A 22,331-nucleotide genomic window follows, 5' to 3' on the forward strand; every position below is an offset into this window, starting at 1 on the left:
GCGCTTTTCGATAATAACGACCAATAAACTAACAAAAACCAATAAAAGCACCATATAGCTTAGGGGGTTTTAACCAAAGACTCACATGAAGTTTTCAATCGCCTTGGTTCGGTCGATAAATCGGCAACGTTTCAGCCCAAGTATGGAATGGCGTTTCATCCATATCCTGTATTGCTTGAGTGATAAAATCGATGAACACCCTCACTCGGGCAGGCACATATTCCCGGTTGGCATAGAGAAGATACACGCCATTTCCTGCTTGGCGCATGCTCGGAAATATCGGCACTAAACGCCCCGCTTTAAGCCAGTCTCTCGCGATAAAATGAGGGATCTGAGTTAATCCTAAGCCTTCTGCGCAAAGCTCTGCCATGGATTCACCGTCATTTACAATATAGTTTCTTTCGGGGTCATATTCACTCGCACCGTCTGGTTCTGGCATCCGAATCGGCAACAGTTTCCCCGTTTGTTTAAAACGAAAACGAACCCAAGAATGGTCATTGAATACATCCGGGCCACTCGGAACACCATGGCGCGCTAAGTAATCCTGACTGGCACAAATGATAAAATCGATAGGGCTCAGCTGACGCACAATCAATTGACTATCGTGAACGACACCAGAGCGAATCGACACATCAATACCTTGCTCAATAATATCAACGTAGGCGTCATCGTAATGAATATCGATAGTGATGTTAGGGTAGCGGCGACAAAACTCTTTTAATAAAGGACGAATATAGAGGCGACCGTACGAGACTGGCACATTAATCTTAAGCTGCCCTGAAAGCGCATCATTGTGACTTTTTAATGAATCCTCACATGCCGCCAGCTCCTCCAGTACAAACCTAGCAGTATTTGCGTACCTACGACCAGCTTCTGTCAGGCGGCTCTGTCGCGTAGAACGTTGAAAAAGCTGTATACCCAAATCGCTTTCAAGACGATGTATGGCTTTACTCACGGTCGAAGGGTCAGTGCCATACACTTTGGCAGCCGCAGCAAAACTACCGCCATCTAAAGTGGCAATAAAAAATCGTAGGGACCGTATCTTATCCATATAACCAATGAACTCTATTCATGAATTTTATTCACTTTAGTAAAGACCAAGTGGCTCTTCAATCACTAATTAGCCTAAATATAATGAACCTCAATAACTTGATGCTCTGTTAGCGAGGAAAAAACCATGGGTAAAAACGGATTGAAGAATGCACTACAACTATTGATAGCAACACTAGTCCTATTCTTTGGGGTGCTTCAAACAGCACATGCCGCAGATAAACGAATTGGTATTCTGGTTTACGATGGCGTACTGACCTCTGATGTTACTGCGCCTTTAGAGGTCTTTGGCGTCGCAAGTCGTCTCACTTGGTTTAGTGATTATGACGTGCTCACCATTTCCGTCTCAGATCAGAAAACCATCACCACTGAAGAAGGATTAAAAATTGGTGTGGATGCTTGGATTGGTGATCTGCCGGAACTCGACGTATTGGTTTTAACATCCAGCTATGACATGGATGCACTAATCGAAAATAAAGATCTCATTCACTTTATTAAAACGACATCAAAGGCGGCAGATTGGATGGCAAGTAATTGCTCTGGCGCGTATTTGTTAGCCGAAGCTGGCCTTTTAAACGGCAAAAAAGCAACAACTTGAGCCGGAGGTGAAAACGGCTTTCAAAGAGATTACCCAGCAGTCAAAGTACAAGTCGACCAGAATTTTGTCATTGATGATGGCGTTATCACTTCGAACGGTAGTCTAGTTAGCTATCAAGCTGCTCTTAAGCTACTTCACCTTATGACTTCAGAGTCTAAAGCTCAGGAAGTCGCAGATGCCATCCAGTACTCACGCTTTTCCAACCAACCATTTTAAGCGTGTAAGAAAAAAATCAGAGTCACCCTTCGATATTTGGAAGGTTAACTCTTCGAATTTGTCTTCCTAATCGAACAACCCTTTTTATCACTGTAAAAGCGATAAAAAGGGTTGTCGTTCATCTGGCAGACACAACGTGCTCTCCAAACTTTTTATCTTAATGCTATGGAAAAACATAAACGTTACGAAGCACTGACGAAAGAGCGATACCAAGAGATCTACCGTCTCGCGTATTGGTTATGCAAAGATCACCACCTTGCTCAAGATTTAGCGCAAGAAACCTTTCTGAAAGCGTGGCGATTCTTTGATAAATTAAATGACCCCAACGCCGCGAAGTCTTGGCTCATTACTATTTTGCGTCGTGAGAATGCTCGGCGCTTTGATAGAAAACAGTACGATTTTGTCGACATTGATGAGTGCGCAATACAGACAAAAACCTACCCTGGCAGTGACTACGACATGGCCCAAGATTGGCTTCAAAAACAAATGATGATTCTCGAACCCAAATACCGAGAGCCGTTGCTCTTGAGCTTAGTGGCTGGGTTGAATCATGATGAAATTGCCCAAGCCTTGAGGCTCAACCACAACACAGTGGCGACTCGATTATTCAGAGCGCGTAATCAGATCATCGCACAGAAGGAGAGTCATTAAGACACAAAAAGTAGTCAATCATGTAAACTAACTGGCTATGCTCCGGTCTATTTCATAAGTCGTTACACAACTCGACGCTTTAACGCTTTACATCAAGCGCGACTAGATGAACACTTCTTGTCAAAGTACAATAACAGCCGACATAGAGTAGAGTCAGTAAAACATTATGAGTAACACGACGGCGAAAAAGCCGAATCCCTTATTTGAAATCCTTTTCAACGTATTTATCCCTTCCTTCATTTTGATGAAGTTTAGTGGCGATGAGCATCTAGGGACAGCAATGGCGCTGGTTGTCGCTTTGCTATTTCCTATCATTTATGGCGGTATGGACCTTGTCCGTAACAAGAAATTTAACTTTATTTCTGCTCTGGGCTTTATCAGTGTTCTACTAACTGGTGGCATCGGCTTGTTAGAGCTTGATACACGCTGGTTAGCACTAAAAGAAGCCCTGATTCCTGGCCTGATCGGTTTAGCGGTTTTGGGTTCAACGTTTACCCGCTACCCGCTGATGCAGAAGTTAGTACTGAATGACACTGTGTTGAACCTCGCGTTGATTAACCAACGTTTAAAAGAAAATGGTAAAACCGATGCGTTCGAACGTTGCCTTATGTCTTCTAACTACCTGTTTGCAAGTACTTTTGCGTTCTCATCTGCAATGAACTACTTCCTTGCGACTTGGATTGTGACTAGCCCTTCTGGTACTGCTGCCTTTAACGAAGAGTTAGGAAAAATGACGCTGTACAGTTACCCAATGATTGCCATCCCAAGTATGTTGATGATGTTCGGTATTTTTTATTACATTTGGCGTCAAGTACGTGCGATGACATCGCTCGAAACAGAGCAAATCTTCCATCTAAAATAGCCCAATCATTACAAGTAAACCCATAAAAAAGGGAGGATTTTATCCTCCCTTTTCTCAACAGGCTCACTGTAATTCACAGCGTCAAAATGATTTTTCCTGACACTGCTGACGAGCGTCGCTCAACCATTTCAATCGCTGTTTGAAAGTCCTCTAACGGCAGATCATATGCAACGTTTAACTTTATGTCGCTGCTAATAAAATGTTCTAACATTTCAGCGAACACCGTCTTTCTCCCGCCTTTACCTACCGATTCTTCCCAATACCGCAAAAAGAATGTACTAAAGTCGATGTTGTTGGCCTTCATCGATTCAAAAAACTCAGGCGTATAAGGCGTTAACGACAATGTTCCGTAGTTGATGTATTGGCCGTTTTCTTTCAAGGTACGAATGAGATCCGTGCCAGCCTCACCACCTATCGCGTCCAGAGCGACCGTTGGTTGTGGCAGTTGGCGCGTTTGCAGCTGCGCTAGTAAGTCTTTCTTCGCGTCCAACACTGGAATGGTATCGTACGGATACTCGTCTCGCTTTGAGGTCACAGCAATCAGTGCAAAACCCAGTGAATGGGCGAGCTGGGCAAATATCTTACCGATCGCTGACCCTGCTGCATTGATGATCACCACATCGTCTTTGTTCAACTTAGCTACTTTAGTGGTGATCACCCACGCGGTTAACGCGTTGATGTACAACTGACAGGCATAGCCGTTCTCCAAACTCTCAGGTAGCGGAAAAAGATTCTCAGGCGAGGCATCTATGTAGTATTGCCAAGTACCACTCATCGCCACCAACACCTTTTGCCCAACTTGAAGGTCAGTTTGACCAACTGCACTGACTTCCACCAAACGCCCAACCGCTTCAAATCCCGGCACGCGAGGTGGTACGTGAACGCGGCGGTATTGCCCAACACCATGAATGGAAAGCAAGTCACTTGGGTTAATATTGGTGGCTTCCAGTCGCACCCGAACCTTGCCCTGAGCAAGCGGTTTGAGGGGCTCTTTTTCCAACGACAGCGACGTTTTGGGTTGACCAAAACAGAATTGATTCACTCGAGTATTTATCGTTGGTGCCATTGTTATTCATACCATGTAATTGAAATTCAAAAAGGAAGTTTCGCGACTTCTACTCAAAAGCATTAAGTGAAGTCGAAGCTCTGTATTTCTACCTGCGCGATGCGCCGTTCACTCTAAACTGTTGTGGCGTCATATCAAAATAGGCTTTAAATGCTTTGATGTAGGATGAGTCATTTTGATAACCCACTAGGTCTGCAATGGCTTGGATTGGCAACGATTCATCTAACAAAGAAAGCGAGTAAATTAGCCGAATTTGTTGCCGCCAAAGTAGAAATGAAGTGTTGAATTCCTTGGCGAACAGCCGTGATAAAGTACGCTCAGACGCCCCAATTTTCTCCCCCCACTCTTTTAGCGAACAGCTCAACGCTGGCTCGTCAGTCAGTCGCTCGAAAATCAGTTTTAGTCGTCTGTCTTGTGGCAGCAATAACTGAAATGTCTGCACGTTGCGTTTCAAAATTTGATCATGCAGCACCGCCAGTAAATGCAACACTTCTTCGTGGCTTGTCTCACCTTCACACAGTCTGCGGATCTCTTGTAAAAGCTCATTTAAAAACGACGTTAAAGCAATGGTTCTCACTTGTGGCTCGTACGTCGCACCAAACTCAGGGTTGAGGTAAATACCAACAAATATCGTATTGCTTAGAGCAATCGACTCGTGTTGAACACCCGCAGGAACAAATAACGCAGAGGTGTGCGGAACCAAATGCTGATAATGCTCCGTTTGTGTTTGCAATAACCCTTTGATAGGAAAGATGATTTGATGCCAAGTGTGTTGATGCAGCGCATCAATGTAACCTTTTGGCATGTCGATGGTTTTCACTAAAACAGGAGAATGGGGATTCGCGGCCATCATCTCATTGGAGGTGACGACGCCTGACTTCGAATCAATTTGGCGAGTTAGCATTGTTAGTTGTCTTTTCATCCCTACACCGACACAAGTTTACTAGGCTATCATGCTCCGCATCGCGAATGAAGGTAAACACTTTATCTCTCATTCAAATAATAAGGAGGTTATATGAAGAAAATCGGCGTCGTAAAAGCTGTGCTAGCAGGGAAAACCGTCCCTTATGCTCATGGAGCGCAAAGCGCAATCAACAAACAAGTGCTACCTGAGCGCCAGCACGCAACAGAGCTTGGTTTTACCAGTGATGAGCAAGGTGATCCGCGCTTTCATGGTGGCATTCAAAAAGCGCTTCATATTTACCCAAGCGAGCACTACCCAATCTGGCAACAAGAATTAGGCAAAAGACCAATTTTCCAATCCGCCGGCGGCTTTGGCGAAAACATCAGCTCCGAAGGCGTCACCGAATCCACGATTTGCTTGAAAGATAAAATTCGCATCGGCTCAACACTACTGGAAGTGTCGCAAGGTCGCATGCCTTGTTGGAAACTTAACGTACGTTTTGACCAACACGGCATGGCGAGAAGACTGCAAGATACGCTTCGAACAGGCTGGTATTTCCGAGTGTTGGAAGAAGGCGATATCGGTGCAGGTGACGAGATTATTCTGTGCGAAAGACCTTATCCAGAATGGCCACTGGCTCGCATCATGGGCGCGGTTTTCACTGGCTGTTTAGATAGAAAAGAACTCACTAAGCTGTCTGAGCTGCCGTTAGTCGAGTCTTGGGGCAAGTTGGTCGAGCGCCGCCTAGAAACTGGCGAAGTTGAAGATTGGGAAATGCGCTTGGTTGGCCCAACTGTGGGTTAACACCCCAAAGTAAAATTTAAGCCACGCTCTGAACCGACTATGCCGTCAGAGCGTGTTTTTTTTGGTTTACTTCGCACTCGGGGCTGGGCGTTTCGACTTACCTTGGAACTGCTTAATGCTCTTCTTAGCATTAGTTCGGCGGTTGGCTTTTTTATCGCGTGGCGCGCGTTTGCTCTCGCCAGTTGATGGCTTATCCGTTACTGGAAAACCTGCCAGATCTTGCACTGGTAATGCACGTTGAGTCAGGTGACGAATCGCGCTTAGTGCGTCCATTTCACCATGACAAACCAATGACATCGCGACACCTTGTTCGCCTGCGCGAGCGGTACGTCCTACTCGGTGAACATAGGTTTCTGCATACATTGGCAGTTCAAAGTTGATCACTACAGGTAATTGCTCAATGTGAATGCCGCGCGCTAGTAGATCAGTGGCAATCAACACCTGAATTTGCCCAGATTTAAACTGCGCCAGTGCTTCTTCCCGCTCATCTTGACTCTTATTGCCATGCAACGCATTGGTTGAGATGCCCGCTTTATTCAGCTTCTTCGCTAAGCCATCGGCGTTCTCTTTCGCACCAATAAAGACTAATGCCTTAGTCCACGCGTTTTTTTGAATCAGTTCAATCAATGCCTTGGTTTTACTGCCTTTGTTGACGAGGTACAGCGTTTCAGCAATATCTTGGTTGGTGCTGTTTTCTTGATGCGCTGCAACTTGCTTTGGTGCCGGCATAAGCAGCTTCGCTTTACCCTTCAACTCATCTGAAAACGTTGCCGAGAACATCGCGGTTTGACGCTCGTTTGAAATAAGCCCCGCAATATTTTGTACGTCAGGCCAAAAGCCCATATCCAACAAACGGTCGGCTTCATCCAATACTAGATAATGAACATTGCTCAAATCCAAGCCATTGTTTGCTAGGTCAACCAAACGACCAGTCGTCGCGACAAGGATATGAGGATTTGTCGCTAGCGCCTGCTGTTGTTGCTCTTTATCAACGCCGCCACACAAACACACTGCGTTGAGTTCAAGAACTTGACCAACTTGGTTAATTGCTTCACTCACTTGCATTGCCAGCTCACGAGTTGGCACAAGAATCAGCGCTTTTTGCTCTGGATTGACACCCAGCTTTTCCAACAAAGGCAAACCATAAGCAAGGGTTTTGCCGCTGCCTGTATTTGCCAAAGCCAATAGATCTTGACCAGCCAACAGCTCAGGAATGGCCAACGCTTGAATATCGGTCGGTTTCTTGAAGTCTTTTGGCAGTGCGTGAATCAGCTCAGAACTCAATGAGAGAGTAGAAAATGGCATTAACGAAAACCTTGTACTTTGGGTTGAAGAAGCAATAAAAATAATGAAGATGCGGTAAAACGCAGGCGCGGACTTTACCACAATCTGCTAGGTGAACCATCCTATTTTAGGCGCTTAAACCAAGCGTCGCCTACGCAAATCGTCAGAAAACTAAAAAGCGCAAAAAAGCCGTTAGTCTGTACTGCCACAGAGCTAACGGCTAAAAACCCTTGAAGAGAACGCTTCATCAGCCTTTCACTGCGGCTGAAAAGAAATGTGCAGTTTATTAAAGCACAGCTTTACGATTCGGTAAGAACACTTCACCCAACATGCAACGAACCGAGCCACCACCAATAGATTCTATGGTAGAAACGTCGAATGGCAGCAATTTACCGTGCGTTGCCAATTGCTTTCTTTGTGCTGGTGAGAATGCATCATACGCCGATTGCGACATCGCAATCACCTTGTCGCCGTTGATCGTTTCCAGTTGCAGAATGTTACCGCAGAACTGGTTCATCTGATCAAGCGAAATTGAGATGACTTGCTTGTCTTTGGCGAGTGACTTCATTACAAAACGACGCTCAAATTCTGGGATCACTTCGTCACAAATCACGCAAAACTGTTCGCCAACCGCCATCATCACATTGGTGTGATAAATCGGCGCACCAGACGGCAAACGAGTTTGGAAAGAAATCACTCGTTCATAGCCAATACGATCGGCGTAATCTTCTAAAACCAGACGATCACAACGTTGTGAAAGTGCGGCGTAGACCGTTTTATTTAAGTGGTCAAAGACCATCACACCCGTGCTTTCTAAATACGCTTGCTCATCAAGATATTCAGTTAGGCTGCTACGTCGATGAACTTCTCGCCCAGCTTGCGCTAGTGCCGCCACAAGCGCATCAGGACGCACTTCTTTTTGACGGTTTTCACAGGCCATTGGAAAGGTGTACAACGTGCCATCTGGCGTAGTGCTAAACCAGTTGTTTGGAAATACCGCATCTGGCGTCGCAACATCTGAAGCTGGATAATCAAACTCAACAACTTGAACGCCCTCTTGACGCAGCGTTGCTACCATACTCGCGAACTCGGCCATCACTCTACGCGAGACTTCTTCTTGGCTGAGTGACACTTTATGTTGGAACTCATTATCTTGTGCGGTTTCTTCATTAAAACGAAACTCTTTCGGTGGCACCATCACTACGCAGTTTGCGGTTTGGCGCTGAGCACTTTGCGTGCTTTCTTCTTTCCCATTAGCAAATTGGGTCACTGATTCGTGTAATAGCATCCAATACATTCCTTATCACTAGAATGAGGAGATTGTAAATTTATTGTTAACTTCAGTTTTACTGTTTTCACAATTAATTTAATTATCTAGAAGTAATTTTCACTGAACTTAGCTTATTTCTCCCGAAATTTTATTGTCACTATGAAGGTTTAAGGTTTTATGGCATCGCGATGAACATGCGAAGAATTCATCATAAGAATCAGAACCATAGACAACCACACCCATAACCAACTAGTTACATTTAAAACATAATCGGTTAGACTATTTTTTCGCCCCTCTCGTCAATCCGTCTGCTTTCTCGAGAGCAGCCAAAAACTCTTATACACGCGGCTTCGTCCAAAGCTGCGTGAATCGATGGATTTAGCCACCCCAAATGGCACTGTTTTAACTTTAGGATGAGTTATGTTTAAACGATTTGAAGGCTTTACAGAGCCGTTCCCCAAATCCACACCAGATCAGCCTCCTTCAGGGATGCTCGCTTTTTTACGTTATTACACCCGCGGCTACGAAAAGCCTTTGATCATCATGTCTTTGATGGCCACGATTGTTGCTGTCGTTGAAGTTATGTTGTTTGGCGCGATGGGACAATTGGTTGATTGGTTGTCCACCAGCAATCCAGAAACGTTCTTACAAGACAATAAAGCAGATTTAATTTTCTACGGAACCTTATTGTTGGTTGTCATGCCCATTTTGGTGATCGTGTATTCGTTGCTCGTTCACCAAACATTATTGGGCAACTATCCAATGTCTATCCGCTGGCTTGCACACCGGTATTTGCTCAATCAAAGCTTAAACTTCTATCAAGATGATTTTGCAGGCCGAGTTGCAACTAAAGTCATGCAAACGTCACTAGCTGTGCGCGAAACCGTCATGAAAGCTATGGATGTGTTTGTTTATGTTACGGTTTACTTCACCAGTATGATCATCATGTTAGCGACAGCAGACTGGCGTTTGATGATCCCAATGATCGTCTGGCTGCTCGCTTACATCGCTATCCAAATCTATTTCGTTCCTAAGCTCAAAGATGTCGCTTCAGCGCAAGCCGATGCACGTTCGACAATGACAGGACGCATCGTCGACAGCTATACCAATATTCAAACCGTCAAACTGTTTTCTCATAGCCAGCGCGAAACCCAATATGCCGAGCAAGGCATGAAGGGATTTTTGAATACGGTCTATCGTCAAATGCGCCTAGTGACCGGCTTTGACGTTGCTGTAGAGATCTCAAACTATATTTTAGTCTTTTCCGTTGCTGCTTTATCGATTTACCTGTGGTTGGATAGTGCCATCAGCGTTGGCGCGATTGCGATTGCTGTTAGCCTTGCATTACGCGTAAATGGTATGTCGATGTGGATCATGTGGGAAGTTGGCGCCCTCTTTGAAAATATGGGAACCGTAGTCGATGGAATGAAAACGCTCTCTAAGCCAATTGATATTAAAGATAAACCAGGCGCAAAAGACTTAGTTGTCACTGAAGGTGGCATTCACTTTGATAACGTCAGCTTCCATTACGGTGAGAACAAAGGCGTGATTAGCCACCTCGATCTCAACATCAAACCAGGAGAGAAAGTAGGCTTGGTTGGGCGCTCCGGCGCCGGAAAATCGACTTTGGTGAACTTGTTACTTCGTTTCCACGATGTCGAAGACGGCAGCATTAAGATCGATGGACAGAACATCTCAGAAGTCACACAAGACTCTTTGCGTTCAAAGATCGGTATGGTGACCCAAGATACTTCTCTGCTACACCGCTCGATTCGAGACAATATTTTGTATGGCAACCCAGATGCGACAGAAGAAGATTTGCTGAAAGCCACTAAGCAAGCGCATGCCCATGAGTTTATTGAAACTCTGACCGACCCATTTGGTAATGTCGGATACGATGCGCAAGTTGGTGAACGTGGTGTGAAACTGTCTGGCGGCCAGCGTCAGCGTATCGCGATTTCTCGTGTGCTACTCAAAGATGCACCATTGCTGGTACTGGATGAAGCGACATCGGCTCTGGATTCAGAAGTCGAAGCAGCCATTCAGGAAAGCTTGAATGAGTTAATGCAAGGAAAAACCGTTATTGCGATTGCGCACCGATTGTCGACCATCGCACAAATGGATCGCCTCATCGTGCTAGATAAAGGCAGTATTGTTGAACAAGGTTCTCACCAAGAGCTCATCGCGAACAACGGTATTTATGCCCAGCTTTGGGCCCATCAAACTGGCGGATTTATCGCTGAAGAGTTAGAAAATCAACACGTTTCTTAATTAGCGAGAAACCCAATAAAAACGGCGCATGAAGCGCCGTTTTTCATTTTTATTGATAACCCTATACTCATATAGCCATTATAGTTTCTCATATATGAAACATTCTCCATGATAAAGCTCACATTTTTTCTGCTAATATACCGCCTCGTTGCGTATCCATTGCAATGAACACAATACAGAGTTTTGAGCTGTCTTCATTTGTCATTTCACTTTTTGAGAAGCAGCTATACTCAATAGGTGGCTTAGTTATTAGATTAACAATAAGGTAATTAGCTTATGTGTAAATGTGGTTCAATGCAGATCGTACAACTCAAACCAAGTTGGGCTGACAAGCTATTCGGCTACTCAGAAAGATGGAAATGCCAACTTTGTTGTAAGATCTACCGCATCTAAAATTAAAAATAGAATCTTAGTTTTTCTAAGAAAAAGCAGTGGCCCGACAGTAATTGTCGGGTTTTGTTTTTCTGTACATCCATTTTTATCCCTTCGCAACACGGTCACTCATCACGGCAAAACCTAGCATCTCAATGTGACTTAGGTATAGAATCAGGCCCACTTATTTATTCCGATATTCACATATAACTGGTCACTATGAACAAAAGTTTGCTAACGAATGTCCTCGCTATCGCTTTGATGGCTGGAGGTCATCAATTACAAAACGACTACCTTTGGTATGCGGGGCTGTTTGCGTTCTCAGGCGCCATCACTAACTGGCTTGCCATCCACATGCTGTTTGAAAAAGTGCCTGGATTATACGGTTCTGGCGTGATCCCCGCGCGATTTGAAGAGTTTAAACTGGCTATCAAAAACTTGATGATGGAGCAGTTCTTTACCGAAGCGAACATCGATCGATTCTTGAACAAAGAAATGGCGGGCGGTGTAAACATCGATCTTCAACCTGTGATTGAGAAAGTGGATTTAAACCCAGCGTTTGACTCTTTGGTAGAAGTGATCGAAGGCTCTCAATTTGGCGGCATGCTAGCGATGTTTGGCGGCGCGGAGGCATTACAACCTATGCGGCAGCCTTTCGTCGAAAAGATGCAAGAATCCATTATTGAGTTGAGCAAGAGCGATAACATCAAAGAAGCACTGAAAGAGCAGTTCGAATCTCCTGCTATGATGGATGAGATAAAGCAGAACATTGAAGGCATCATTGATCAGCGCTTGAGCGAATTAACACCCGCACTGGTCAAAGAAATGGTGCAAAAAATGATTAAAGAACACCTTGGCTGGCTAGTCGTTTGGGGCGGTGTTTTTGGTGGTTTAATTGGCGTTATCAGCACCTTTATCGGGGCATAATCGCTCACCGATTTATTAAAAAGGAGCTTCGGCTCCTTTTTTTATCTTGAAAAAATAATACGCCAAGTCACGCTCAATAAGGAGGCTCAACACATGCCTCGCCTAACCAAGGAGCTCGGGATTAACACCAAATCCCGTTTTATGTTCTTCTATGACCACTTCACTACGAGTTTGAATCACGCCCGGAAGCGTGCCTAACTTGCTCGACATAAACTCCTGATACGCTTTCATGCTCTTAACACGAACTTTTATCATGGTATCGAAATCTCCAGAGAGCGAGTAGCACTCTTCAATTTCAGGCATCAATTCCACCGCTTTCGCAAACTTTTCAAAAATAGAAAAACTGGTTTGGTCTAAACGAATATGGATGAATACTTGCACATCCAGCCCCAACTTTTCCGCATTCAACTCCGCATGATAACCATTGATATACCCTTCTTTTTCTAGCCGCTTTACACGATCAGAACATGGAGAAGTCGTTAAGTTAATCAGCTTTGCTAGTTCTACAACTGGAATTCTGCCTCTCGAATGAAGCACTCTCAAAATATGTAAATCAATCCGGTCCAATTGATAACTCATTAACCCACTTCCTTGTAACCACTTAGAAAGCATCACATTAATCGTTGCTCAAACAATTGCAAACCATCAAATGTACAGCATGTGAAATTCAGCAGAGAATAACCAGAAAACAACGAAGGAGGGAAAGAGCTATGATTATTGCCGCTCACTTAGTAACCGTGATATGAAGAGAAAAAGCAACCTAGCGGCTCCCGTGGAGTCGCAAATTTGAAAGCGCATGACACGCCTGTATAGATATGTCGTTCGGGCAACGCCGCCCTATTTAGCCATTAATCATGGCTATCACTCAGAGTTAGAGTGCGGCCGATGTATGCCGTGTAGGATGTGGAACAACCTCTCCAATTGCACGATGATTACAACAACGGCAGTAGTATTGAGGCTCCATCTCGTAATAATGTTCACCTGATACAAATTTCGCCATCAGCTGTGTAAAACTCACCATTTTGCCTGTTAACGAGTCAACAGACTGAGGCTCGCAACGCTTCATAATCACTTTATGTTGCGTTGATTTTCTACAAGCTGCGCAATATATATCCGGCATTTCTCTTCTCCCTACTTTTTCGTCCTACTGACAATTGACATATTTTGTTCAAAATAATTCCACAATTAAAAAGCTCCTTTAATTTTTTGTGCCCTATCTTCAAAAAATTGAACGAAAGTATCAAAAAACTGAGACATTGGTCAGACCTCAACTTTTGTACCATCAATATGAGCAAACGTGCTTATGTGTGTAATAATACGACACATTACACATAAGCAATTGTTCGGGCTTATTATTTAGTAAGGCGCATGACAACTTTACAGCTGGCTAGATCAAGCTTTCGAGACGCCTTGTTATCTTGATTTACCCCGCAAACCAGTTGCTAGCAGCTATAGCCGTCTCATCAAGGAAGAAATGCATGACGATACAACCGATTCTCACTACCGAAAGACTCGTCCTCCGGCCATTCAATATCGATGACTGCCAACAAGTGGCTTTACTCGCTGGAGATAAGCGAATTGCTGACATGACAGCAAACATCCCTCATCCTTATGAGCGACCGATGGCGCAAGCATGGATAGATAGGCACGATCCGATGTATCAGCAGCATCAAGGCGTGGCGTACGCTATTACCTTGCGAAACACTGAGGAGTTACTTGGTGCGGTGAGTTTACCGCGTATAGAAGAGGGATATGTCGGATGATCATCCATGAAACTTCACAAAATCTGCCCAAGAACAACCCTTTCTTGCTAGGAACTGTATTGTTGTCGCTGTTCTATTTTTCCTACCTAGCAGACAAGATCGTCGAGTTTGGACTCGTAGCACTCACAATAATAGGATTGAAACTGCTCTCAACGTACTTCACGCGCCGCGCGTTCAATCCTAAAACGCTAGATATCGATGCAAGCACCAACACCTTGAAGTACCGCCAGGGCTCAACGGTTTACTTCCGTCTACCTCTTGATGACATTGTCAAAGTCCAAATACAGAAAGAGTTCTTCTCTAGCAAAAGTTTGATGCTCTACACAGTCAACGACGCTTACCAAGTGCCGAATTCAGACAATTTCGATTCTCTACAGTTAAAGGATTTAATGAAACAACTTGAAGAGAGAATTGATGATCAATCTCGCTAAAACGAAAAGAGAAGACATTCTAGAATGTTGCCAATTTGGTCTCTAAATAGAAAGACAAAAAAGCCAGCAATAACGCTGGCTTTTCTCTGTATTAGTCTTGTGCGACTTTCACGCGAATTTTGCTTTTTTCTACGTTCGTCAAATTCAGTGCTTCAAGAGCAGAAATGGCTTCTGCTTCGTCCGGCATGATGACAAAACCGAAGCCTTTCGACAAACCCGTGTCTTGATCAAGCACTAGCGAACACAGTTCTACTTTGCCGTACGCTGAGAATAATTTGCGGATATCTTGCTCGGTCATGTGACGAGCCAAGTTTCTTACTAAAAGTTTCATAATGAACCTAGTTGGTTTGATAACGGTTCGATTCTCTCAGTTTCTCTCTGGCAAACCAAGTGAATAATATGACGGCGTTGACTAGATCATTCTAAGTACATCTGTTTAAATGATTTTCCGTTCATTTTTCACCCATAGGAGAGTCGGCATGGAAACGAAACGTCTCAAACTCATCCCTGCTTGTTTAGAACGAGCCGAAGAGGCGCATCAAGCTGTCGTTCGTAGCCAAAAAACTCTCGAAGTCTATCTGCCGTGGGTGCCTCATGTGCTGACATTAGAAGCGATGATAGAAGGGACAGAGAAAGCCATCGCAAACTTTGAAAACTTCGAAGAAGAGCTGCGTTACTACATGATTGAAAAGGAAAGCGATCGCTTACTGGGTGCGGTCGGCCTGATGATTCGAGATCCCGACGTACCATCCTTTGAGATAGGTTATTGGTTAGATAATGCTGCCGTTGGCAATGGTTATGTTGCCGAGGCTGTGCTCGAAGTTGAGCGCTATGCGTTTGATGACTTGGGCGCCAAGAGAGTCGCAATTCATGCTGATAGCACCAACCAAAAGAGCCGGGCTGTAGCCGAGCGCTGTGGTTATGAGTTCGAAGGAGAGCTCAGAAACGAACGTCTGACTACATCGGGAGAGTTGAGTAACACCGTTATTTACTCCAAAATTCGTCGCGACTAACACTCCAATCTAACCGAGCAATGCTAAGCTCTGATCTCAAGCTACCACCATTAACGTTAATTAAGTTTCAGATAAAACAAAGCCCGCTAAAATAGCGGGCTTTGTGTTCATATACGGGAAGTTACTAGTCTAGTTCAACCAGTTTTTTCTCGAACGACTGGTGTTGGTCTAACACGTCTTGCGCAGCACCACCCGTTGCTTTACTTACCACAATGATGGCAAGCGTAGAGAAGATGATGCCCGGTACGATTTCGTACACATCAAACCAACCGCCAGTTAGCTGCTTCCAAACTACGATAGTGATACCACCAACAAGAATACCTGCTAACGCGCCGTTACGGTTCATACCGCTCCAGTAAAGGCTAAGTACAACCGCAGGACCAAATGCCGCACCAAAACCAGCCCAAGCGTAAGATACAAGACCGAGTACTGAGCTATCAGGCGTCATCGCTAGGAATAGCGCAACAAGCGAAATAACGATAACACCGATACGACCAATCATTACGATTTCTTCAGAAGACGCTTCTGGCTTGAATACTTGCTTGTAGAAATCTTCTGCAAGCGCTGAAGATGAAACAAGGAGCTGTGAGTCAGCGGTACTCATTACCGCCGCTAGGATTGCTGCTAACAACATACCCGCAACGACAGGGTGGAATACTGCGTTAACCAATAGCATGAAGATCTTCTCACCGTCCTCTAGTTGAGTACCCGGATGACCCGTAACCCAAACCAGACCAACAAGACCAACAAGCATTGCACCAACCATAGATAGTGCCGTCCAAATCACTGCGATACGACGTGCAGTCGTTAGATCTTTGTTTGAACGAGACGCTTTAAAACGCGCTAGGATGTGTGGCTGACCAAAGTAACCAAGGCCCCACGCCGCTAGAGAGATAATGGCAATCGCAGATAATGGTTCGCCTTTCGCGTCATTCCATAGCGTTGCAAGTTCTGGGTTGATGTCATGTAGATCAGAACTTAGCTGACCTAAACCACCGTCCATTACCGCTATAGGAACAATCATTAGCGCAGCCGCCATTAGAAGACCTTGCACTAAGTCAGTCCAAGATACCGCTAGGAAACCACCGAATAGTGTGTAAGAAACGACACACACCGTACCGATGATAACAGCGTAGGTATAATCTAGACCGAATACCGTCTCAAACAGTTTGCCCCCTGCGACCAAACCTGAGCTGGTGTAGAAAAGGAAAAATAGAAGAATGAAAAACGCAGAGATTGTCTGAATCAGTTTCGACTTATCGTTGAAGCGACGTGACAGGAACTCTGGCAACGTTAGCGCGTCAGTTTGGATACTGTAGGTACGGAGGCGTTTTGCACTGATGAGCCAGTTTGCCCATGTACCAAGAAGTAGACCGCCGGCTAACCAGAAGGCCTCGATACCCGCAGCGTACGCATAGCCAGGCAAGCCTAGCAGCAACCAACCACTCATGTCTGAAGCACCTGCAGATAATGCAGCAGGCCACGGACCTAGGCTACGGCCACCTAGGAAGTAGTCAGATGAATTGGAAGTCCTCTTATACGCGTAAACGCCAATAGCAACCATAATCAGTAAATACGCCACAAAAGTGGACGTGATAGCAAAGCTATTTTCTATCATTAGATAGTCCTCGTTATAATTATTTCCTTCCTTGCCTGCCCTGATATTTTACCGTCTCAGCAATACATCAGAGTATAAAAAACCAATCTGGACCGGCTCTCAGTCCAGTTACTCCAGATTGGCATTACAAGTCAGGTTAGTGAGTTTCGTTCCCCAACTCGAGTAGAGTTGCGTTACCACCCACCGCGGTAATATTTATCGTTCGAGTGCGCTCAGTAATGAAGCGCAACGAGAGATGAGGATCATGAGCCAATTTCGGTGACTCTAAATCCGTTTCAGAAACTAAGCCGACGATTGCACCGTCACGCTTAGCTAGTTGAAGATTGAGCGCATGCTCAACCTGTGAACGCCCAACATAACCCACACTACGTACATCGCTCTCAAGCAACGGGGCAGACGCATCGTACGCAACAACCTGGACTAAGTTAGATGGGAAGTTTGCCAACGCTACAGCTTGCTTAACCAATTGGTTTAGCTCTGCATTGTCACTGCAAACGACCACACTGTTGCCTGCAATTAAGGCACAGGTGATCATCGCAAAAGCACTGTATAACGCATTATCAGCAGGCTCGATGTTGTTTTCACAAATCACCAAAGCCACACCGCGTCCTGCGGCATACAGTTCGTTAGTTTCCCCTGTAGGGCCAACTAACTGGTGAGTTTCTGCAAGAAGAGCTGATGCTTGTTGCAAGTGGTAAGAAACCACTTTGGCAACGGTAGACTGCTGCCCTTCTAGTGCAGATTTAAATGCCAGAACATGCTCGCATTTGTAATCAAAATCAGTCAGATTCCACTGCTCCCACGCAGAGAATGCATCTTTAAAATAGGTGATCTGATGAACCATAATGCGACTCCTTATGCGTTTTCTGCTTGAGCAAGAAGATGTTGAGTAAAGCGGAATAGGTAGTGTGGACCACCAGCTTTCGGGCCAGTACCCGACAAGCCTTGACCACCAAACGGCTGTACACCAACCACAGCGCCAACTTGGTCTCGGTTGATGTAGCAGTTACCTACTCGTGCATGTTTCTCAATCCAACGGTACGTGGTTTCGTTACGGCTATGGATACCCATCGTCAAGCCAAAACCCGTTCTGTTGATCTGCGCAACCACGTTCGGTAATTCAGACGCTTTAAAGCGAACAATGTGCAAGATTGGACCAAATTGTTCTTCTTTCAGCACATCGATGCCCGAGATTTCAAACGCACTTGGTGAGACAAAGTCACCATGCTGGCACGATTCATCCAGCTGTAGCTGAGCGACTTTAGTCTGTGTTTTGCTCATTTGCTCAAGGTGAGCAAGGAGTTTTTGTTTTGCATTGCTGTCGATAACCGGACCAACATCCGTTTTGTGTAGGTAAGGTAAACCAACATACAGCTCATTCATCGCACCTTGAATCAGGTTGATCATACGGTCTGCTACATCTTCTTGTACAAATAGAACACGAAGGGCAGAACAACGCTGACCAGCAGATGCAAACGCCGAACGAATCACATCACGCACCACCTGCTCTGGCAATGCAGTACTGTCCACGATCATTGCGTTTTGACCACCTGTTTCCGCAATAAACGGAACCGGTTTCGCGCTGCGCTCCGCGAGCGTGACGTTAATGCGTTGCGCCGTTGCCGTTGAGCCAGTGAATGCCACACCAGCAATAGCATCATGAGAAGTCAGTGCATGACCGATCTCAGCGCCGCGACCAGTAAGTAACTGAATCACACCAGCAGGGAAACCCGCATCAAGCATTAATTCAATAGCGCGAGCGGCAATTAAGCTTGTTTGCTCAGCAGGTTTTGCAACCACAGTGTTACCTGCAATCAGTGCTGCCGTTACCTGACCAAGGAAGATAGCCAACGGGAAGTTCCAAGGGCTGATACACACAAACACACCAAGACCTTCACGGCTAGAAATGCGTTTCACACCGTCAAAGCCTTCTAGCTCAAATGGCTGTAGGTTTTGCGCTTGTTTCGCGTAATAACGACAGAAATCCACTGCTTCACGAACTTCATCAATACTATCGTGAATCGTCTTGCCCGCTTCTTTGTGACAAATCGCCACCAGCTCAGCCAGATTTTCTTCCATTAAGTCAGCAAGCTTTTCTAAACAAGCCGCTTTTTGCTCAACAGGAACACCTTTCCAATCAGAGAAAGCAGTTTGCGCCGCATCAATTGCAGAGGAAACATGATCAAGTGTTGCAAATGCCACTTTGCCGACTTCAATTCGGCGATCGTACGGTGCGGTGATGATCTCAGCCGCATTTTCCTTGATCATGCTTTCGGCAAAGCGTTCACCATTGATCATCGGGCCTGCAACCCACTGGTTGTCCATGAAGCTTTCGACCTGCGCTTCAAATGGCTTCGCCTCACTGTCGATATCAATGTTGACGCCATATGAGTTCTTACGCTCAGGGAAAATATCGGCAGGCAATGGAATTTTGTCGTTGTGTAGCGTGTCAAAACCCGTCAACACATCCACAGGGTGATGGGTCAACTCATAAATCGGACAACGCGCATCAACTAGACGGTGTACAAACGAGCTGTTCGCACCATTTTCAAGCAGACGACGAACCAAGTACGGAAGAAGATCAGCATGGCTACCGACAGGAGCATAAATACGTACTGGCTGACCGTACATTTTCATAACATGGTTATACAGTGAATCACCCATACCATGTAGGCGCTGGAACTCGTATTCTTTGTGCTCCGCCATGACAGCAATTGCCGTAACTGTGTGAGCATTGTGGCTTGCAAATTGTGGGTAGATATTACCGCGAACACCTTCGCTAAGTAGGAAACGAGCACAAGCTAGGTATGCAACGTCCGTCGCTTCTTTGCGAGTGTATACTGGGTAATTTGCATAACCCGCTTGTTGAGACCACTTGATTTCGCTGTCCCAGTACGCGCCTTTAACCAAACGCAGAGGAATAACGTCACCTTGCTCTTTTGCGAGTGCATTTAGCCACACCAAGACTGGTAGCGCACGTTTTGAGTAGGCTTGAATAACCAAACCAAACTTGCCCCAACCTTTCACAAGATCGCTACGGTACACTTTCTCAAATAGCTTCAGAGAGAGCTCAAGGCGATCCGCCTCTTCTGCATCGATTGTGATTGCAACGTCGACTTCAATAGCACGTTTTAGTAGTTGCATTAGTGAGTCATACAACTCTGTCATTACACGTTCTTCATTTGCGACTTCGTAGCGCGGGTGTAATGCAGAAAGCTTGATGGAAATCGAAGGCGCAGGGCTGGTGTCATTGCCGTAAGTTTCTCGACCTACCGCTTCGATCGCCATTAGGTAATCTTTGAAGTACTTGTTCGCGTCCGCTGTAGTTAACGCCGCCTCACCTAACATATCAAATGAGTAGGTGAAACCTTTGTCGCGCATTGGACGACCGTTCTTCTGCGCTTCTTCGATCGTACGACCACGAACAAACTGGTGACCCATGATCTTCATTGCCTGATACATGGCTTTACGAATCACAGGCTCAGAGAATTTATTTACCAGACGGTTTACAGCCTGACCTGGGCTCTGGGTGCCTTGCTCACCAAGACCAACCACTTTACCTGTTAGCATGAGGCCCCATGTTGATGCGTTAACAAACACAGAGTCAGAGTTCTTCAGGTGAGATTTCCAGTCTGCGACACTCAACTTATCTTTAATCAAAGAATCTGCTGTCGCGGCATCTGGGATGCGCATTAATGCTTCTGCAAGACACATCAGCAAGATACCTTCTTGAGTATCTAAGCTGTATTCCAGCAATAAAGCATCAATCATCTGGATTGACTTCTTATCGGCACGAATGGCTTCGATAAGGTGGGTCGTTTGGGTAGTGATCGCCGATTTTTCATCCTCTGTCGGCGTCGCTAGTGGCAATAGTTGCTCTAGCCATTGAGACTCGTCCACCATATATAATGGCGAGATCAGTGACCACAACTTATCAAGCGGCTGCCCGATAAATTCCGGTGTCAACACGTTCGTAGCTGTAAACATGTGTGTTCCTCAATCTCACTCCTCGAAAACCGCTTCGAGGATTATCAATGGCTGGCAGTGTATTTTGAGGCCGATAAGAATACTTGTCAAAAACTACGACATTTTTGCCAAAAACTCGCTTTTATAACAAAACATCCACATAGTCACATTCAAATAGGTAATATTTTGTGTTGTAAATTTTAATTTTTTCATTGCATTCACAACAAAATATCAAGAATATCAATAAGATTTTTGTGAAGAGCTCGTTCTAAGAGAAAATGTAGGATCAAGTGGCATATCAACCACTGCAAAGAACAGAGAATTTAAAAAAACGAGAGATAGGTCACGTGAATAAAACATAAAAAAACCATGCATAGTGCATGGCTTTATTCTGATTGATGATTATTTGACCTAAAAAACGCGTTGTTATCCAACTTGTTTTTTATAACGGGAAGGTGATATTCCCTGTAAGCGAGTAAAAGTATGAGTAAAAGTACTCTGGCTTGAGAAGCCAGTAAACTCGGCAATTTGCCCTAAAGAAAGGTGCCCTTGCTCGATTAATTCACGAGCCATGTCGATACGCTTTCCGAGAACATATTGATGAGGTGTAATCCCCATCTGCTCTTTAAACAAGCAATGGAACTGACTTTCCCCAAGAAACACTCGCCCGGCCAATTGAGCCACACTAATCTTATGACTCAGGTGCTGCTCAATGTAACGATCAATCGCCTCCAAATCAAAGCGCGACTCTTTTCGACTGGTCTCAAATGCCGAGATATGGCGCTGCATTAACGCAATCACAGTGTCGTTACACGCACGACTTAACAGCAGGTCATCCGGATGCTTTCGCATTTCCTGAACCAACATCTGTATCAGCTTCTGAATTTGACTATCTAACTGGAAGTAGACATGGTCTCTCTCCAGGTTATTGATTTTTTGAAGCATTTCAGGATCATCATTTGTCGGTTTGGGCATATTCAGCACCAAAATATCCGATTGATTGATGACGCCACCGAAAGCATGATCAGAGCATGCGGTGACCACACAACCTTGACCAGGGCCGACAAGATTACCTCGCCCGCGCACTTCAAATTCGGCTTGCCCTTTTAAACCAATCACGATCTGCGTATAAGAATGATCGTGGCAATCCATATAAGACGGAAGTGTGATCAGCTCCGCCGGCTTCGGCAGAATAATCTCTTGATATGAAAGGATTTTTTGGTTATCTGAGTCACTCATTTTAAACAGTCGTCTTTACACGGTCA

The 22,331-nt window shown here is 45.1% G+C and carries 19 protein-coding genes and 2 pseudogenes; 9 read left to right on the forward strand and 12 right to left on the reverse strand.

Annotated elements, in window-relative coordinates; all coding sequences use genetic code 11:
• Positions 1-94 precede the first annotated feature (94 nt).
• Complete coding sequence (locus R7Z77_RS05810; protein WP_017820076.1) at positions 95-1,051, reverse strand: LysR family transcriptional regulator; 957 nt, start codon at positions 1,049-1,051, stop codon at positions 95-97.
• 126 nt (positions 1,052-1,177) lie between these two features.
• On the opposite strand from R7Z77_RS05810, the pseudogene R7Z77_RS05815 reads away from it, so the two are divergent.
• The 3 genes and pseudogenes from R7Z77_RS05815 to R7Z77_RS05825 all read left to right on the forward strand — a co-directional run bounded on the left by R7Z77_RS05815 (position 1,178) and on the right by R7Z77_RS05825 (position 3,377).
• Positions 1,178-1,864 (forward strand): annotated as a pseudogene (locus R7Z77_RS05815) (DJ-1/PfpI family protein).
• 120 nt (positions 1,865-1,984) lie between these two features.
• Positions 1,985-2,515 carry a sigma-70 family RNA polymerase sigma factor gene (locus R7Z77_RS05820; protein ID WP_256913744.1) on the forward strand — a complete coding sequence of 177 codons (531 nt, stop codon included), beginning with the start codon at positions 1,985-1,987 and terminating at the stop codon, positions 2,513-2,515.
• 166 nt (positions 2,516-2,681) lie between these two features.
• The gene (locus tag R7Z77_RS05825; protein WP_005383527.1) at positions 2,682-3,377 is read left to right on the forward strand and encodes a VC0807 family protein; all 696 of its coding nucleotides are present in this window, start codon (positions 2,682-2,684) and stop codon (positions 3,375-3,377) included.
• 73 nt (positions 3,378-3,450) lie between these two features.
• Here the strand turns inward: R7Z77_RS05825 and R7Z77_RS05830 are convergent, their stop codons facing one another.
• Positions 3,451-4,443 (reverse strand): zinc-dependent alcohol dehydrogenase family protein, encoded by a 993-nt coding sequence (locus R7Z77_RS05830; RefSeq protein ID WP_213895993.1) that lies wholly within the window; start codon positions 4,441-4,443, stop codon positions 3,451-3,453.
• An 88-nt stretch (positions 4,444-4,531) separates the two neighbouring features.
• Entirely contained in the window at positions 4,532-5,347 is an 816-nt protein-coding gene (locus R7Z77_RS05835) for an AraC family transcriptional regulator (protein ID WP_025768697.1), read from the reverse strand.
• A 111-nt stretch (positions 5,348-5,458) separates the two neighbouring features.
• Here R7Z77_RS05835 and R7Z77_RS05840 point away from each other — a divergent pair, with 111 nt between their 5' ends.
• Positions 5,459-6,151, forward strand: coding sequence for an MOSC domain-containing protein (locus tag R7Z77_RS05840; protein ID WP_054576538.1), 693 nt, complete (start codon positions 5,459-5,461; stop codon positions 6,149-6,151).
• 66 nt (positions 6,152-6,217) lie between these two features.
• Here R7Z77_RS05840 and R7Z77_RS05845 read toward each other — a convergent pair whose 3' ends face one another.
• Together R7Z77_RS05845 and R7Z77_RS05850 are read right to left on the reverse strand one after the other, a co-directional pair.
• Complete coding sequence (locus tag R7Z77_RS05845) at positions 6,218-7,456, reverse strand: DEAD/DEAH box helicase (RefSeq protein WP_213885259.1); 1,239 nt, start codon at positions 7,454-7,456, stop codon at positions 6,218-6,220.
• 265 nt (positions 7,457-7,721) lie between these two features.
• Positions 7,722-8,723, reverse strand: coding sequence for an arginine deiminase-related protein (locus tag R7Z77_RS05850; protein WP_213967523.1), 1,002 nt, complete (start codon positions 8,721-8,723; stop codon positions 7,722-7,724).
• A 402-nt stretch (positions 8,724-9,125) separates the two neighbouring features.
• Between R7Z77_RS05850 and R7Z77_RS05855 the strand changes: the two genes are divergently transcribed.
• Entirely contained in the window at positions 9,126-10,976 is a 1,851-nt protein-coding gene (locus tag R7Z77_RS05855) for an ABC transporter ATP-binding protein (RefSeq protein WP_005392176.1), read from the forward strand.
• Between the two features lie 591 nt (positions 10,977-11,567).
• Entirely contained in the window at positions 11,568-12,275 is a 708-nt protein-coding gene (locus tag R7Z77_RS05860; RefSeq protein WP_005392172.1) for a DUF445 domain-containing protein, read from the forward strand.
• A 102-nt stretch (positions 12,276-12,377) separates the two neighbouring features.
• Here the strand turns inward: R7Z77_RS05860 and R7Z77_RS05865 are convergent, their stop codons facing one another.
• Both R7Z77_RS05865 and R7Z77_RS05870 read right to left on the reverse strand, forming a co-directional pair.
• Entirely contained in the window at positions 12,378-12,854 is a 477-nt protein-coding gene (locus R7Z77_RS05865) for an Lrp/AsnC family transcriptional regulator (RefSeq protein ID WP_005374595.1), read from the reverse strand.
• A 292-nt stretch (positions 12,855-13,146) separates the two neighbouring features.
• Positions 13,147-13,395: a hypothetical protein gene (locus R7Z77_RS05870; RefSeq protein ID WP_005374593.1), complete on the reverse strand. Its 249-nt coding sequence runs from the start codon at positions 13,393-13,395 to the stop codon at positions 13,147-13,149.
• A gap of 358 nt (positions 13,396-13,753) precedes the next feature.
• On the opposite strand from R7Z77_RS05870, the pseudogene R7Z77_RS05875 reads away from it, so the two are divergent.
• Together R7Z77_RS05875 and R7Z77_RS05880 are read left to right on the forward strand one after the other, a co-directional pair.
• A pseudogene (locus tag R7Z77_RS05875) lies at positions 13,754-14,029 on the forward strand (GNAT family N-acetyltransferase); the annotation flags it as partial.
• Positions 14,030-14,034: 5 nt separating this feature from the next.
• Positions 14,035-14,469 carry a hypothetical protein gene (locus R7Z77_RS05880; RefSeq protein WP_017820067.1) on the forward strand — a complete coding sequence of 145 codons (435 nt, stop codon included), beginning with the start codon at positions 14,035-14,037 and terminating at the stop codon, positions 14,467-14,469.
• A 91-nt stretch (positions 14,470-14,560) separates the two neighbouring features.
• Here R7Z77_RS05880 and R7Z77_RS05885 read toward each other — a convergent pair whose 3' ends face one another.
• Positions 14,561-14,800 carry an RNA recognition motif domain-containing protein gene (locus tag R7Z77_RS05885; protein WP_005374587.1) on the reverse strand — a complete coding sequence of 80 codons (240 nt, stop codon included), beginning with the start codon at positions 14,798-14,800 and terminating at the stop codon, positions 14,561-14,563.
• Positions 14,801-14,948: 148 nt separating this feature from the next.
• Between R7Z77_RS05885 and R7Z77_RS05890 the strand changes: the two genes are divergently transcribed.
• Entirely contained in the window at positions 14,949-15,482 is a 534-nt protein-coding gene (locus tag R7Z77_RS05890; protein WP_213866655.1) for a GNAT family N-acetyltransferase, read from the forward strand.
• Between the two features lie 124 nt (positions 15,483-15,606).
• Here R7Z77_RS05890 and putP read toward each other — a convergent pair whose 3' ends face one another.
• From putP to R7Z77_RS05910, 4 genes are all read right to left on the reverse strand, one after another.
• Positions 15,607-17,100, reverse strand: a complete 1,494-nt coding sequence (gene putP, locus R7Z77_RS05895; RefSeq protein WP_005374582.1) for a sodium/proline symporter PutP — start codon at positions 17,098-17,100, stop codon at positions 15,607-15,609.
• A 136-nt stretch (positions 17,101-17,236) separates the two neighbouring features.
• The gene (locus R7Z77_RS05900) at positions 17,237-17,944 is read right to left on the reverse strand and encodes a 1-pyrroline-5-carboxylate dehydrogenase (protein ID WP_005383557.1); all 708 of its coding nucleotides are present in this window, start codon (positions 17,942-17,944) and stop codon (positions 17,237-17,239) included.
• Positions 17,945-17,955: 11 nt separating this feature from the next.
• Positions 17,956-21,087 carry a bifunctional proline dehydrogenase/L-glutamate gamma-semialdehyde dehydrogenase PutA gene (gene putA / locus R7Z77_RS05905; RefSeq protein WP_213891009.1) on the reverse strand — a complete coding sequence of 1,044 codons (3,132 nt, stop codon included), beginning with the start codon at positions 21,085-21,087 and terminating at the stop codon, positions 17,956-17,958.
• 405 nt (positions 21,088-21,492) lie between these two features.
• Complete coding sequence (locus R7Z77_RS05910) at positions 21,493-22,305, reverse strand: AraC family transcriptional regulator (RefSeq protein WP_053308001.1); 813 nt, start codon at positions 22,303-22,305, stop codon at positions 21,493-21,495.
• Between the last annotated feature and the right edge of the window lie 26 nt (positions 22,306-22,331).

The organism is Vibrio sp. 1401 (assembly GCF_033340295.1).

Excerpts from the sequence above, each read along its gene's own strand:
- R7Z77_RS05810 (WP_017820076.1), bottom strand. The coding sequence starts at position 1,051 with ATGGATAAGATACGGTCCCTACGATTTTTTATTGCCACTTTAGATGGC.
- R7Z77_RS05825 (WP_005383527.1), top strand. The coding sequence starts at position 2,682 with ATGAGTAACACGACGGCGAAAAAGCCGAATCCCTTATTTGAAATCCTT.
- R7Z77_RS05830 (WP_213895993.1), bottom strand. The coding sequence starts at position 4,443 with ATGGCACCAACGATAAATACTCGAGTGAATCAATTCTGTTTTGGTCAA.
- R7Z77_RS05835 (WP_025768697.1), bottom strand. The coding sequence starts at position 5,347 with ATGCTAACTCGCCAAATTGATTCGAAGTCAGGCGTCGTCACCTCCAAT.
- R7Z77_RS05840 (WP_054576538.1), top strand. The coding sequence starts at position 5,459 with ATGAAGAAAATCGGCGTCGTAAAAGCTGTGCTAGCAGGGAAAACCGTC.
- R7Z77_RS05845 (WP_213885259.1), bottom strand. The coding sequence starts at position 7,456 with ATGCCATTTTCTACTCTCTCATTGAGTTCTGAGCTGATTCACGCACTG.
- R7Z77_RS05850 (WP_213967523.1), bottom strand. The coding sequence starts at position 8,723 with ATGCTATTACACGAATCAGTGACCCAATTTGCTAATGGGAAAGAAGAA.
- R7Z77_RS05855 (WP_005392176.1), top strand. The coding sequence starts at position 9,126 with ATGTTTAAACGATTTGAAGGCTTTACAGAGCCGTTCCCCAAATCCACA.
- R7Z77_RS05860 (WP_005392172.1), top strand. The coding sequence starts at position 11,568 with ATGAACAAAAGTTTGCTAACGAATGTCCTCGCTATCGCTTTGATGGCT.
- R7Z77_RS05865 (WP_005374595.1), bottom strand. The coding sequence starts at position 12,854 with ATGAGTTATCAATTGGACCGGATTGATTTACATATTTTGAGAGTGCTT.
- R7Z77_RS05870 (WP_005374593.1), bottom strand. The coding sequence starts at position 13,395 with ATGCCGGATATATATTGCGCAGCTTGTAGAAAATCAACGCAACATAAA.
- R7Z77_RS05880 (WP_017820067.1), top strand. The coding sequence starts at position 14,035 with ATGATCATCCATGAAACTTCACAAAATCTGCCCAAGAACAACCCTTTC.
- R7Z77_RS05885 (WP_005374587.1), bottom strand. The coding sequence starts at position 14,800 with ATGAAACTTTTAGTAAGAAACTTGGCTCGTCACATGACCGAGCAAGAT.
- R7Z77_RS05890 (WP_213866655.1), top strand. The coding sequence starts at position 14,949 with ATGGAAACGAAACGTCTCAAACTCATCCCTGCTTGTTTAGAACGAGCC.
- putP (WP_005374582.1), bottom strand. The coding sequence starts at position 17,100 with ATGATAGAAAATAGCTTTGCTATCACGTCCACTTTTGTGGCGTATTTA.
- R7Z77_RS05900 (WP_005383557.1), bottom strand. The coding sequence starts at position 17,944 with ATGGTTCATCAGATCACCTATTTTAAAGATGCATTCTCTGCGTGGGAG.
- putA (WP_213891009.1), bottom strand. The coding sequence starts at position 21,087 with ATGTTTACAGCTACGAACGTGTTGACACCGGAATTTATCGGGCAGCCG.
- R7Z77_RS05910 (WP_053308001.1), bottom strand. The coding sequence starts at position 22,305 with ATGAGTGACTCAGATAACCAAAAAATCCTTTCATATCAAGAGATTATT.